The organism is Stenotrophomonas sp. YJH_SMC_20 (genome assembly GCF_059367845.1).
The window spans coordinates 216,152-228,472 of record NZ_JCAFRG010000006.1 but is presented as its reverse complement, the minus strand read 5'-3'; the positions used below and the strand labels follow the sequence as shown (position 1 = coordinate 228,472).

General features: G+C 69.5%; 11 protein-coding genes. 6 read left to right on the top strand and 5 right to left on the bottom strand.

What is annotated here, in order from left to right:
* Positions 1-119: 119 nt before the first annotated feature.
* The 4 genes from fmt to AC5P6A_RS12865 all read left to right on the top strand — a co-directional run bounded on the left by fmt (position 120) and on the right by AC5P6A_RS12865 (position 5,520).
* Positions 120-1,043, top strand: a complete 924-nt coding sequence (gene fmt / locus AC5P6A_RS12880) for a methionyl-tRNA formyltransferase (protein WP_010481179.1) — start codon at positions 120-122, stop codon at positions 1,041-1,043.
* A 3-nt stretch (positions 1,044-1,046) separates the two neighbouring features.
* The gene (gene rsmB, locus AC5P6A_RS12875) at positions 1,047-2,378 is read left to right on the top strand and encodes a 16S rRNA (cytosine(967)-C(5))-methyltransferase RsmB (protein WP_021203239.1); all 1,332 of its coding nucleotides are present in this window, start codon (positions 1,047-1,049) and stop codon (positions 2,376-2,378) included.
* Positions 2,379-2,401: 23 nt separating this feature from the next.
* Positions 2,402-4,111 carry an ArnT family glycosyltransferase gene (locus AC5P6A_RS12870; RefSeq protein ID WP_111098729.1) on the top strand — a complete coding sequence of 570 codons (1,710 nt, stop codon included), beginning with the start codon at positions 2,402-2,404 and terminating at the stop codon, positions 4,109-4,111.
* A 152-nt stretch (positions 4,112-4,263) separates the two neighbouring features.
* The gene (locus AC5P6A_RS12865) at positions 4,264-5,520 is read left to right on the top strand and encodes an O-antigen ligase family protein (RefSeq protein ID WP_155030469.1); all 1,257 of its coding nucleotides are present in this window, start codon (positions 4,264-4,266) and stop codon (positions 5,518-5,520) included.
* 30 nt (positions 5,521-5,550) lie between these two features.
* On the opposite strand, the gene AC5P6A_RS12860 is transcribed toward AC5P6A_RS12865, so the two are convergent.
* Positions 5,551-6,357, bottom strand: a complete 807-nt coding sequence (locus AC5P6A_RS12860) for a glycosyltransferase family 2 protein (protein WP_021203241.1) — start codon at positions 6,355-6,357, stop codon at positions 5,551-5,553.
* Between AC5P6A_RS12860 and AC5P6A_RS12855 the strand changes: the two genes are divergently transcribed.
* Positions 6,356-7,414, top strand: a complete 1,059-nt coding sequence (locus tag AC5P6A_RS12855) for a CDP-glycerol glycerophosphotransferase family protein (RefSeq protein ID WP_164143980.1) — start codon at positions 6,356-6,358, stop codon at positions 7,412-7,414. The genes AC5P6A_RS12860 and AC5P6A_RS12855 overlap by 2 nt on opposite strands.
* 130 nt (positions 7,415-7,544) lie before the next feature.
* Here the strand turns inward: AC5P6A_RS12855 and AC5P6A_RS12850 are convergent, their stop codons facing one another.
* From AC5P6A_RS12850 to AC5P6A_RS12835, 4 genes are all read right to left on the bottom strand, one after another.
* Positions 7,545-9,083 carry a PH domain-containing protein gene (locus tag AC5P6A_RS12850; protein WP_134735058.1) on the bottom strand — a complete coding sequence of 513 codons (1,539 nt, stop codon included), beginning with the start codon at positions 9,081-9,083 and terminating at the stop codon, positions 7,545-7,547.
* Complete coding sequence (locus AC5P6A_RS12845) at positions 9,080-9,580, bottom strand: PH domain-containing protein (protein ID WP_021203244.1); 501 nt, start codon at positions 9,578-9,580, stop codon at positions 9,080-9,082. The genes AC5P6A_RS12850 and AC5P6A_RS12845 overlap by 4 nt, the downstream gene beginning before the upstream one ends.
* A 75-nt stretch (positions 9,581-9,655) precedes the next feature.
* A complete protein-coding gene (gene ribA, locus AC5P6A_RS12840) occupies positions 9,656-10,792 on the bottom strand; it encodes a GTP cyclohydrolase II RibA (protein WP_019660771.1) in 1,137 nt (378 codons plus the stop codon).
* A gap of 65 nt (positions 10,793-10,857) precedes the next feature.
* Complete coding sequence (locus AC5P6A_RS12835) at positions 10,858-11,778, bottom strand: lauroyl acyltransferase (RefSeq protein WP_134735056.1); 921 nt, start codon at positions 11,776-11,778, stop codon at positions 10,858-10,860.
* Between the two features lie 60 nt (positions 11,779-11,838).
* On the opposite strand from AC5P6A_RS12835, the gene dtd reads away from it, so the two are divergent.
* Complete coding sequence (gene dtd, locus AC5P6A_RS12830) at positions 11,839-12,279, top strand: D-aminoacyl-tRNA deacylase (RefSeq protein ID WP_346715126.1); 441 nt, start codon at positions 11,839-11,841, stop codon at positions 12,277-12,279.
* Positions 12,280-12,321: the final 42 nt, after the last annotated feature.

Here is a 12,321-nt window from a genome sequence, read left to right as displayed (position 1 = left end):
CGCCAATCCGGGCCACCCTTCGGGTGGCCCGCGCCTGCGCGGCACGCGCGGGCTGTACGGCGCCGGCCGACGGCGCCGTTTTCTTTCCTGCACGAATCCATCCTGCAAGTGGGGTAGCCATGAGGATTGTCTTTGCCGGTACGCCGGAATTCGCGGTGTCATCGCTGCGCGCGGCTGCGCGCCATCATGAGGTCGTGGCCGTCTACACCCAGCCTGATCGTCCGGCCGGCCGTGGCCGTGGCCTGGCGCCGTCGCCGGTCAAGCTGGAAGCCGTGGCCCGTGGCATTCCGGTCTACCAGCCGGAGTCGCTGAAGGACGCGGCCGCCCAGCAGCAGCTGCGCGACCTGCAGCCGGATCTGATGGTGGTAGTGGCCTATGGCCTGATCCTGCCCAAGGCGGTGCTGGCCATTCCGACCCACGGCTGCTGGAACGTGCATGCCTCGCTGCTGCCGCGCTGGCGCGGTGCCGCGCCGATCCAGCGCGCGATCCAGGCCGGCGACGCCAAGACCGGCGTCTGCCTGATGCAGATGGAGGCCGGCCTGGACACCGGCCCGGTGCTGCTGCACCAGGAACTGCCGATCGCGGCCACCGATACCGGTGGCCAACTGCATGACAAGCTGGCCGAGCTGGGCGCACAGGTGCTGTCCGATGGCCTGGGCCTGCTGCGTGCCGGCATCAAGCCGATCGCGCGGCCGCAGCCGGAGCAGGGCGTGACCTACGCGCACAAGCTGGACAAGGCCGAAGCGAAGCTGGATTGGGCGCAGGACGCCGGCGCGCTGGCGCGTACCGTGCGCGCGTTCAATCCGTGGCCGATCGCCGAGGCGACGCTGGCCGGTGAACGCGTGCGCATCCATGGTGCGGTGGCGCTGGAGGCGGACCACGGCCAAGCACCGGGCACCGTACTGGCCGCCAGCCGCGATGGCATCGACATCGCCTGTGGCCAGGGCGCGCTGCGCCTGCGAGTGCTGCAGCGGGAAGGTGGCAAGGCGATTACTGCGGCCGACTACCTCAACGCCCGCCGCGATCTGCGCGTGGGAGCATAAGCGGTGTCGAAGCAGAACGATTTCTCCGTCGCCAAGGCGGCGCCGGGAGCGGCCACGCGCATGCTGGCCGCACGCGTGCTGGCACAGGTGTTCACCCGTGGCCGGTCGCTGAAGGCCGAACTGGCCTGGGCGCTGCCGAAGCTGGCCGACAGCCGCGACCGCGCGCTGCTGGAAGCGCTGTGCTTCGCCGTCCTGCGCCGCCGCAGTACCTATGACGCGGCGCTGCAGTCGTGGATGCAGAAGCCGCTGTCGGCGCGTGATGCCGACCTGCGCACGCTGCTGATGGTCGGGTTCGCCCAACTGGACGTGCTGGCGTTGCCGGCGCACGCGGCGCTGTCGGCCACGGTCGATGCCGCGCGTGCCCTGGGTCGTGAGCGCCAGGCGGGCCTGGTCAATGCGATTCTGCGCCGCGCGCAGCGCGAAGGTTTCCCGGAACAGCCTGCGCGCGATGCCTTCCCGGCGTGGCTGGCCGATGCCGTCGAGCGCGACTGGCCGGCCCAGGCCGAGGCGATCTTTGCCGCCAGCCTGCAGCCGGCGCCGTTGTGGTTGCGCGCCAACCGCCAGCAGGGCGGCCGCGACAAGGCACTGGCGACGCTGGCCGAAGCTGGCATTACCGCGCAAGCCAGTCCGCTCAGCGCCGACGCGTTGCGCCTGGCCTCGCCGGTTGCCGTGAATCAGCTGCCCGGCTTCGCCGAAGGCGCCATCTCGGTGCAGGACCTGTCGGCGCAGTGTGCGGCCGACGCGCTGGCCCCGGCGGCCGGTGCCCGCGTGCTGGACGCCTGTGCGGCCCCCGGTGGCAAGTCGGCGCACCTGCTGGAGCGCGACCCCGGCCTGCGCCTGCTGGCGCTGGATATCGACGCGCGCCGCCTGGCCCGTGCACGTGACACCTACGTTCGCACTGGCGTGGGCGAGCATGCGCAGACCCTGGCTGCCGATGCCAGTGATCCGGGTGCCTGGTGGGATGGCGTGCCGTTCGACGCGATCCTGCTCGATGCCCCGTGCTCGGCCACCGGCGTGATCCGGCGGCAGCCGGATGTGATGTTCCACCGACGTGCCGAGGATATCGATGCGCTGGTCGGTGTGCAGGCCCGCCTGCTGGAGGCCTGCTGGTCGATGCTGCGTCCGGGCGGCGTGCTGCTGTATGCCACCTGCTCGATCCTGCGTGCGGAGAACATCGACCAGGTGCGGGCGTTCCTGAAATGGCACCCGGACGCGGTGGCAGAGCCGCTGGATGACCGATTCGGCCTGGACTGCGAGGGAATCGCGCGCCAGCGACTGCCGGGTGACAGCGATGCTGACGGATTCTTTTACGCGCGTCTGCTAAAAACAGCCTGACCCCCGCTGACGTTCCGAGTCCCATGCTGAATTCCCGCGCGTCGCGCGAGACGTGGTTGTTCGTGGCGATGGCCCTGCTGCTGCTGGGGGCCGGGCTGGGCCTTCGTGATCCGTGGCCATCGGACGAGCCGCGCTTTGCGCTGGTGGCCAAGCAGATGGTCGACAGCGGCCACTGGCTGTTCCCGCACCGCGGTACCGAGTTGTATTCGGACAAGCCGCCGATGCTGATGTGGTGGCAGGCTACGCTGTACGGCCTGGTCGGGCAGTGGCGCGTGGCCTTCCTGCTGCCGTCGCTGCTGGCGGCACTGGGTACGCTGTGGTGCGTGGTCGACCTCGGGCGGCGGCTGTGGACACGGCGGGTGGGGCTTTACGCCGGCTGGGCGCTGCTGTTCGCGCTGCAGTTCACCTTCCAGGCGAAGAAGGCGCAGATCGATCCACTGCTGCTGCTGTTCATCACCCTGGCCAACTACGGCCTGCTGCGCCACCTGTTGCTGGGACCAGGCTGGCGCTGGTGGTGGCTGGGCTGGTTCTTCGCTGGCATCGGCGTGATCACCAAGGGCGTGGGCATGCTGGCGCTGCTGATGATCGTGCCGGCGGTGACCGCTGCGGTACTGCAATGGCCACGGGTGGCACTGCACGCGCGCGATGCCCGCTTCTGGCTGGCGCCGCTGGCCTTCCTGCTGGCGGTGTCGTTGTGGCTGGCGCCGATGCTGCTGGCCGGTTTTGCCACCGGTTCGGACGAATACCGCGCGTACATGGACGACATCCTGTTCCAGCAGACGGCGCGTCGCTATACGCACTCGTGGGACCACCACCAGCCCTGGTGGTACTTCCTGGCGATCATGCCGTCGATGTGGATCCCCGCGTTCCTGCTGCTGCCGTGGGCGCTTCCGGCTTGGTTGCGGCGGCTGCGCCGGCGCGATCCGCGCTATCTGCTGCCGCTGTCCTGGTGGTTGATGGTGGTGCTGTTCTTCTCGATCCCCGACGGCAAGCGCGATGTCTACATCCTGCCGGCGCTGCCGATGTTCTGCCTGGCGCTGGCGCCGTTGCTGCCGGGGCTGCTGAAGCGGCGCGATGTGCAGGCCGTGGTGGGAGTGTTCACCGGCCTGCTGTCACTGGGCCTGGTCCTGGCTGGCGCGATGGCGGTGCTGGGCGACCCGGCCTTCGAGCTGCGCCTGACCCACAGCCGCGGACTGGCGCCCGGCGCCGTCGACGCGCTGGCCTGGACGATCCTGGCGATGGGCGTGTGGGGCGCATTGAGCCTGCTGGCCTGCGGTCGTCGCCGGCATCTGGCGCTGGTGTCGACCCTGGCGATGGTCTGGGTGCTGTACAGCCTGGTCGGCTACCCGCTGCTGAACGATTCCAGTTCCGCCCGCGGCCTGATGCGCACGGTTGGTACACGGCTGGGCCCGGATGCCGAGCTTGGGCTGGTGGCCTGGAAGGAGCAGCATCTGCTGCTGGCCGACCGCCCCGCAGCGACCTTCGGTTTCGAGTCGGACTGGGACGAGCAGCTGATTGCGGCCACGCGCTGGCAGCGGCTTGCGCCCGAACGCCGTTGGTTGCTGGTCCACGAGTACGCAATGCTGTCGTGCGTCGACCGCAGCCGCTCTGAACTGGCCGGCGTAGCCAACCGGCGGCGCTGGTGGCTGGTGCCGGCGACGGCGGTGAAGGTGCCCTGCGTGGTCACCGCAGAGGAGCGGGAACGTGAACGGCGTCTGCAGGAACATGACTAGTCCCCCCCTTCCTGCTTGTCCAGTCTGCCCAAGCGGGGTCAAAGGCAGTAAAACAGCAGGCCGGGATGGCCTGCACCGCCCCTTCCCGTTCTTTCCAGCCGATTGCAGCGATACTTCCCGACGTGCCAGCTTCACCGGACAACCTGAACCTCATGGCCGGCGATCCGCTGGGCGTTCCCGCCGGCGGACGTCAGCGGGTGGCGCATGGGCTGGCCCAACTGGGCCTGTTCTGCCTGCCGGCACTGGTGCTGACCGTGCCCATCAACCTGTTGCCGTATGGCCTGCTGCTGCTGCTGAGCACGCTGCTGGCGCCGGAGCTGCTGTGGCGCGCGCGCGGGATGGCCGGCCAGCCGGTGAAAGTGCTGGCCTGGCTGATGCTGGCGGTGCTGGCGCTCGGCCTAATGTCGGTAGTGTTGTTCGAGCAGGGCCTGCGTGACGTCGACAACCGGTCGCGGTTCGTGGTGATCCCGTGGATCGCGCTGTGGGTCTGCGCGCTGCGTCCCGACGTGCGGTGGCTCTGGTACGGATCATTGACCGGCCTGCTCGCCGCCTTCTCGATGTCACTGTGGCAGGTGCTGGGTGGCGCCCCGCGCGCAGAGTTGTTCACCAACGCCATCGTGCTGGCCGACATCGTGATGGTTTTGATGGTGCTGCTGGTGTTCTGTCGCCCGTCGCGGCGCTGGTCGCTGGTGATCCTCGGCATGGCGGCCGGCTGCGGCACCATCGTGCTGACCGGCAGCCGCGGTGTGTTCGCCGCCTTGCTGGCGCTGCTGGTGGTGCTGACGTTGAGCCTGCGCTGGCGCACCGGCGCGGCGCGCCTGTCGGTGCTGGCAGGCATGCTGGCGATCGGTGCGACCCTGCTGCTGTCGGTACCGGAACTGCGCCACCAGGTCCGCCTGAGCGAGCTGCACAGTGACGTGCAGCGGATGGAGTTGGGCGACAGTGATTCTTCCGCCGGTGCCCGCGTGGAACGCCTGCAGGTGGCCTGGGAGACCTTCCTCGACCACCCGCTGGTGGGTGTTGGCATCGGTCATTTCGACAGCGCGATGCTGCGCGTGCCGGTCTGCCGTGAGAACCCGGAAGAGTTGCGTTGCCACCTGGGGCATGCGCACAACGATGTTGCCGAATGGGCAGCGACCCAGGGCGTACCGGGCCTGCTGCTGTTGCTGGCGGTGTATGGCATCCCGCTCTGGTTGTTCGTGCGCCTGCATCGCCGCAGCGGACGGTCGACCTTCCGGGGGCCGGCCGCAGCCGGCATCATGCTGGTGATCACCTACGCACTGTGCGGCTTGACCCAGTCGATGTTCGCGCACCAGATGACAGCCAGTTTCTACGTGACCCTGGTCGGCCTGCTGACCGGCCTGTCGATCGTCGAGGGCGCGCGCCACCGGGCAATCACCGGGGCGTGATCCAGCGGCGCCCCGGACAGGGCCGGGCGATCAGGGGTTCGGCGGGTCAGCCACGGCCTGGCCGTTGCCCAGCATCCACAGCATGATGGTTTTCTGCCGCACGTAGTTGGCGCGTACGTAGGCATAGACCAGTCCATGCCAGCCGTCGCGGAAGCCGCCACGGAACAGGAAGCCGCGCCAGAACCGCCAGGCCGGCGCCAGCACCAGCTTGCCCAGCGTGGCCCGCTTGCCGCGTGCGAACTCGTGCTCGGCCATCATCCGCGCGTATTTCTCGGTCTTGGCCAGCTGTTGCTGCAAGGAGCGGTAGGGATAGTGGACCAGGTCGCCGCGCAGGGTACCGACGCTGCCGTCGACGCTGGCAGCCTCGTGGATCTCGCGCTTGCCGCGCCAGCCGCCCTGGCGGCGGTCGAACAGGCGCAACACCCGGTCCGGGTAGGCGTTGCCATGGCGCAGGAACCTGCCGAAATACTCCGACAGGCGGGCGAAACGGTAGCCGGCATGGCCGCTGAAGCCACTGTCGCGGGCCTGTTCGATGGCCGCGCGCAGTTCCGGACTGATCCGTTCGTCGGCATCCAGGCACAGTACCCAGTCGTGGCGGGCCTGCTCGACGCAGAATGCCTTCTGGCTGCGGAAACCGTCGAACCGGCGCTGCAGAACACGGGCGCCGGCAGCTTCGGCGATGGCGACGGTGGCATCGGTGGAGTACGAGTCCACCACCACGATCTCATCGCAGAACGCCAGCGAGGCCAGGCAGTCGCCGATGCGCCCGGCCTCGTTGAACGCGATAATGCACGCCGAAATGCGAGGCCGTTCGATGGGAGCGGTCGTGGAGGACATGATGGCCGGGTACCTGTTGTTTGCGACGGAGCGCTATGCGCTGCCTATTCTCGCCCCGTTGGCGCAGGCCTTGCACGCATCCGGGCAGGAGGTGGCGGCCTGGTTCGAGGACGGCGCGGCCGGCAGCAGCCTGCCGGGGGTGCCCAACGTGGGCCTGAAGCAGGCCCTGGCCCTGCGTCCGCGGGCGGTGTTCAGCGCGGCCAACTGGGTGCCGACGTTCCTTTCGGGCGCCAAGGTGCAGCTGTTCCATGGCTTCAACGTGGAGAAGCGGGACAGCGCGCGCGGCCACTTCCGGGTGCGCGGCATGTTCGACCTGTACTGCACGCAGGGGCCGGCCACCACCGCGCCGTTTCGTGAGATCGCGGCCCTGCAGGGCCACTTCGCGGTGGCCGAGACGGGCTGGCCGAAGCTGGATCCGCTGTTCCGCGACGATGGTGGCGAGAGCGCCGCGCTGCGCGCCGCCGCTGGAGGACGCCCGGTGATCCTGTTCGGTTCGACCTTCACCGAGCGCCTGAGCGCAGCGCCGCACCTGCACCCGCAGATCGCCGCCGATATCGCCGCCGGTGACCATTACTGGCTTCTCACCCTGCACCCGAAGTGCCCGCAGGACCTGTTCGAACGCTACCGCGCGCTGGCCGGCGCCAATGCCCGCTTCATCGAGCCGGAGCAGGTGATGGCCGCGCAGCGCGCCGCCGATGTGCTGGTGTCGGATACCTCGTCGATCGTTTCGGAGTTCATCGTGCAGCACAAGCCGGTGGTGACCTTCCGCAACCGCGTGCCCAAGCCACACATGATCGACTTCAATGATCCTGCGCAGCTGCAGGCGATGCTGACGCGTGCGCTGCACCCGGACGCGGCGCTGCAGGCGGAGATCGTGCGCTATGCCGATGCCATCCATCCGTACCGCGACGGCCTGTCCAGCGAGCGGGTAATCGCGGCCACCGAGGATTTCCTGTCCGGTGAAATGGGTGCGCTGCGGCGCAAGCCGTTCGGCAGCTGGATGCGTGATCTGCAGATCCGCAGGGACCTGGGCTACTGGGGCCCGTCGCAGCGGTAAGCCGAGCATTGGCTCGGCTCTAGAGTAGATCCATGCCGTGCGTGGATGCGCGCCCCCGCTCGCGGTAGTGCCGGCCGCTGGCCGGCAAGCTCGGGGATGTCTGCGGCTGCCGGCCAGCGGCCGGCACTACCTACCAGCGCAGCTTGCGCCGCGCCAGCGCCGCAGCCAGCTGATCCATCACCTGCTGCGCCTGTGCCTGCGGCAGATGGTGCAGGGTCAATGCCACATCGCCATGCGCGCCGGCAGTATCCAGCTGCAGGCTGCTGGTGCCCAACAGCTTGTCCAGCGGCGAGCGCAGCAGGCGCAGGCCCTGCACCTTGTCCAGTTCGGCCCAGCGCCACCAGCGCTTCCACCAACCGCCACGCACTGCCACGTAGTGCTCGTCCAGGTGCCAGGCCATGCGTGCCATCTGCCGATGAGCGACCAGCAGCGCCACCGGCAGCCACGCCAGCACCAGCAGGCCCCATGGCCCCCAGCGCCAGTACGCGGCTGCGGCCAACAGGGGTACCAGCAGCAGCGTTCCCAGGCACAGCCGCCACCAGCCACGCTGCGGAATGGAGTGCCATTGCGTCGGCGGCCACTGCAGCTGAGGCAACAGGTGCTGCACCAGCTGCTCGCAGCGCGTCGCCTGGGCCAGTGGTGCCAGCTCGCGCAGGGCGCGGTCCTCATCGCGCGCAGGGCCACCGGCAGCGCTGTCGATGCGCAGCTGGCGCAGGCCGAACCAGCGATGCAGGGTGGTTTCGCGCAGCGTCCAGGCCTGGATGCGGCGACGCGCGACACTGCTGCGGGTGCGGCTGAGCAGGCCGGCCGAGACGGTCAGGCGGCGATCCTGCTCGCTGAGGGTGAAGCCGTGATAGCGCAGCAGGGTCAGCACCACCGACAGCACGCGCAGCGCCAGCCAGCCCAGCAGCAGTGCGGCGGCCAGCAGCAGGAAAGCGCCTGCCACGCCGGGGTGCAGGTGGCTGGCGTAACCGAAAGCCTCGCGGCCACCACGTTGGATGGCTTCGTCCATCACCGGCCGCGGCACGGTCTGGAACAGCACGCCGAAGGCGGCAACCGCCAGTGCCCAGCCCCGATTGGAGAGCAGGCCCATGCGCATCACGTCCCAGCTGGACAGGCGCAGCAGGACGTGTTCGGAGTCGGCCACGGTGACCGCAGGCGCGGGGACAGCGTCGGTGGCCTGTGGTGCCTGCCCGCGCTGGCGCACGAGACGTTCCAGCGCCAGCGCCTGGTCCAGCTTCAGCACTCGCATTTCCGCTTCGGGGCGCACGCCGCCGGCCGACTCCAGGCGCAGCTCGGCCACGCCGAACAGCCGGTGCAGCGGATTCTGCCGCACTTCCACGTTGTGGATGCGGGCGAACGGAATCTCGCGCCGGTTGCGCGCAAGCAGACCGCTGCGCACGGTGATCGCATCGCTGCCGATGCGGTAACGGTAGCTGAGGTACTGCAGCACCGAGACCAGGACCAGCGCGGCGATCGCCGACAGTGGGATCAACTGCGCCCACATCGGATCGTGGTCGCCGCGCTGACCGAATACCAGCAGTGCGACCAGCGGCAGGAAGTAGTGGCGCAGCTGCATCAGCAGCACGAACAGCCATGACCACGGGTGCAGGCGGTGGTCCTCGCCACCGGCGCGCAGTGCTGCAGGCAGAGGCGGTGGCAGGCTCACAGGGCGTCAGCGTCCTGGTCGAGCTGGTGCGAAAGGGTGTCGCGCAGACGCTCGGCGTCGGTTTCATCCAGGCCGCTCACGGTCACCGCGCTCATGCGGGTGCCGGCGGTATGCACGATCAGCGTGGCAAGTCCTGCACGGCGTTCCAGCGGGCCCCTGCGCAGGTCCAGGTGTTGTACGCGCGAAATGGGAATACGGGTTTCCAGCTGCCACATCAGGTCTCGCCGCAGGCCCAGGCCCTGTGCGTCCAGCCGCCAACGGGTGCGGACCAGGCGGCGGTGGCTGAGCCATGCGCCACATGCAGCCCCTGCCAGCAGCCCGAGGGCGGCGACCCACGCGCCGCCGGGTAGATCGAAGAACCACCATGCGGCCGCCAGCGGCAGGCCTGGCACAAACAGGCCGCCGAAAGCGCCTTCCAATGCCGCCAGCCGCGCGGCGCGGCGCGGCAGCGACTGCCACGCGTCGGCGGGCGGAGCGGTCAGGGAGATGTCGGTCACGCGGGCTCCGTCAGGTGGCAGGGCGAGCGGTGGCGGCGGTAGCCGCATCGCGCAGACGGTAGCAGGTCGGCTGCGTTACTGGGCAGCCTGGATCAGCGCATCCACGTCCAGCAGATGTCCTGCGCGATCGGCCTTGGTGCGCAGGTAGTGCTCGTTCTCGGCGGTGATCTCGCCGGTGACCGGAATGCAGTCCAGTACCTCGATGCCGGCATTGCGCAGGCGCTGTGCCTTGGTCGGGTTGTTGCTGAGCAGCGCCACGCGCGAAATGCCAAGGCCGTGCAGCATGGCCACCGCACTGCCGTAGCGGCGCTCGTCGGCGCCGAAGCCGAGCTGCGCATCGGCGTCGATGGTGTCCAGGCCGTCGTGCTGGTAGCCGTAGGCACGCATCTTGGCTGCGATGCCGGTGCCACGGCCTTCCTGGTCCAGGTACAGCAACACGCCGCCGCCCAGCTCCTTCAGCTTGCGCAGGCCGCGCCGCAGCTGGTCACCACAGTCGCACTTGAGCGAACCGAACAGGTCGCCGGTCAGGCATGAGGAGTGCACGCGCACCGGCACCACCGCCGACAGGTCCGGTTCGCCGACGATGATCGCGACCTGGTCGCGCTGGGCCACGCCGCCGCGGAACACCGCGAAGGTGGTCATGCCGACGTCGCGCAGCGGCACCGGCGAACGCGCCACCAGTTCGTAGTCGTGGGCCGCATGTGCTGCGCCTTCGGCCAGGTCGCACAGGGCCACCTCGGCGGCACCCTCGAAGGTGCGGTCATCAACGTCCAGGCGTACCGCCACCATCGCCGGCAGCAACAGGCCCAGGCGGGCCAGCTCCACCGCGCCGGCATCGAAGGCATCGCCCGCCGTCCAGCCGTCGGGCATCGGGCCCGGCTCGCGCAGGTAGCCCAGCGAGGGGAGGGCATCGAAGGCAACGCCGGCCAGCGGCAGGCGTGCGCCTTGCGGGGCCTCCACGCCGAGCACGCGGGCGCGGGTGGCGGTCAGGAACAGGTAATGCCGCTCGCGGGCGGCATTGGCGAAGGCAGCGAAGCTGCTGGCCGTGGCGCTGTCCAGCGCGATCACCGCCAGGCGCTGGCCGTGGCCATCGTGGAGCAGCACCGGGCGACCGGCGCGCAGTTCGGCCACCGCGCGCTCACAGCGGATCGCGGCCGGATCGCCGAACAGGGAAGAAGCAGCAGGCATGGCAGGACCGGGGGAGGCGGACATCGCAGTCTCTATGGGGGCGACGGCGTCGTATTCAACGTGGTGCGGCCAGTGGTCGCAGGCGGCCGTCAGTGGGGGTGTTCCTCAGTTGCGTACGGGTCTTCCTCGCCGCTGCCCGGCGGCCGCAACGTATAGCGCTTGTAGGTCCACTGGTACTGCGCCGGGTCGCGGCGGGCGATGCGCTCGATGCCGGCGTTGAGCGCGGTGGCGGCCACCTGCGGGTCCGGGTCGGCCACGGCCGGGTCGGTCGGTTCGATGTGCAGGGCGAATTGCATGTCCGGCCCGATGCGCTCGCACCAGCCGTACAGCACGGTGGCGCCGGTGCGCTCGGCCAGCCGGTTGACCAGGGTCATGGTCAGCGCCTGCACGCCGAAGAACGGCACGAACACGCCGTCGCCGGCCTTGGGCTGCTGGTCGGGCAGGATGCCGGTGGCACCGCCGTCCTTGAGCACCTTGAACAGCTGGCGCACGGCCGGACCCTCGGCGCGCACCTGCTGCACGTTCTGGCCGCCGCGCACCAGCTGCAGGAAGGCATCGCTGGCCTCGTCCTCCGGCGGCTTGTAGACGATGGCGATCTGCCCGCGCGAGGCCAGCCACTGGTTCAGCAGCTCCCAGTTGCCGAAGTGCGGCGCGGCCACGATCACGCCCTTGCCGCTGGCCAGGGCTGCGTCGTACAGGGCCTCGCCGCGGCGCTGCTTCAGATGCAGGCGCAGGTTGTCGGCCGGCCTCTGGCTCCACAGCCGCAGGGTCTCGATGGCCTGCAGCGCGGTGGAGCGCAGCAGATCGCGGTGCAGGCGGTCCCGCGCGGCACTGTCCAGGTCGGGGTAGGCCAGTTCGAGGTTGCGCCGGGTGACACGGCTCTCACGGGCATTGAGACGGATCCAGGCCCACGCCAGGGTGCGCGCGAACGCCCGCAGCAGCGGCCAGGGCAGGCGGGCGAACAGGGTGGTGGCGCGGTGGACCAGCCGGGCTTTGCGTTGCGGATTCATTGGCGCCAGTTTAGCCAAGGGCGCTGCTATCGTGGCCGGCCCTGTTCATTGGAAGCCCAGATGCTCGTCCTGATCCAGCGTGTCAGCCAGGCTGCTGTCCATGTAGATGATGAAACCGTGGGCCAGATCGGACCAGGCCTGCTGGCGCTGGTGGGCATGGAGCCGGGCGATACCGAGGCCCAGCTGCGACGGATGGCCGAGCGCCTGCTGGGCTACCGGGTGTTCGCCGACGAGGCCGGGAAAATGAACCGGTCGCTGCGTGACACCGGCGGCGGCCTGTTGCTGGTCAGCCAGTTCACCCTGGCCGCTGGCACCCGTTCGGGCATGCGGCCGAGCTTCACCAGCGCCGCAGCGCCGGAGGAGGCTGAACGCGGGTTCAATCAATTTGTCGAGATCTGCCGTGAAAATCACGCGCCAGGGGTGGAAACAGGCCGGTTTGGTGCCCATATGGTCGTCAGCCTGGTCAATGACGGTCCTGTGACCTTCCTTCTCCGGCCCTGAGCCTGCGGGACCACCGCCCGGCAGGCGGGGCCCCGGGCTGGT

Coding starts and splice junctions, on each gene's coding strand:
- dtd (WP_346715126.1), top strand. CDS start 11,839: ATGCTCGTCCTGATCCAGCGTGTCAGCCAGGCTGCTGTCCATGTAGAT.
- AC5P6A_RS12860 (WP_021203241.1), bottom strand. CDS start 6,357: ATGTCCTCCACGACCGCTCCCATCGAACGGCCTCGCATTTCGGCGTGC.
- fmt (WP_010481179.1), top strand. CDS start 120: ATGAGGATTGTCTTTGCCGGTACGCCGGAATTCGCGGTGTCATCGCTG.
- AC5P6A_RS12870 (WP_111098729.1), top strand. CDS start 2,402: ATGCTGAATTCCCGCGCGTCGCGCGAGACGTGGTTGTTCGTGGCGATG.
- AC5P6A_RS12865 (WP_155030469.1), top strand. CDS start 4,264: ATGGCCGGCGATCCGCTGGGCGTTCCCGCCGGCGGACGTCAGCGGGTG.
- AC5P6A_RS12855 (WP_164143980.1), top strand. CDS start 6,356: ATGATGGCCGGGTACCTGTTGTTTGCGACGGAGCGCTATGCGCTGCCT.
- AC5P6A_RS12835 (WP_134735056.1), bottom strand. CDS start 11,778: ATGAATCCGCAACGCAAAGCCCGGCTGGTCCACCGCGCCACCACCCTG.
- ribA (WP_019660771.1), bottom strand. CDS start 10,792: ATGTCCGCCTCCCCCGGTCCTGCCATGCCTGCTGCTTCTTCCCTGTTC.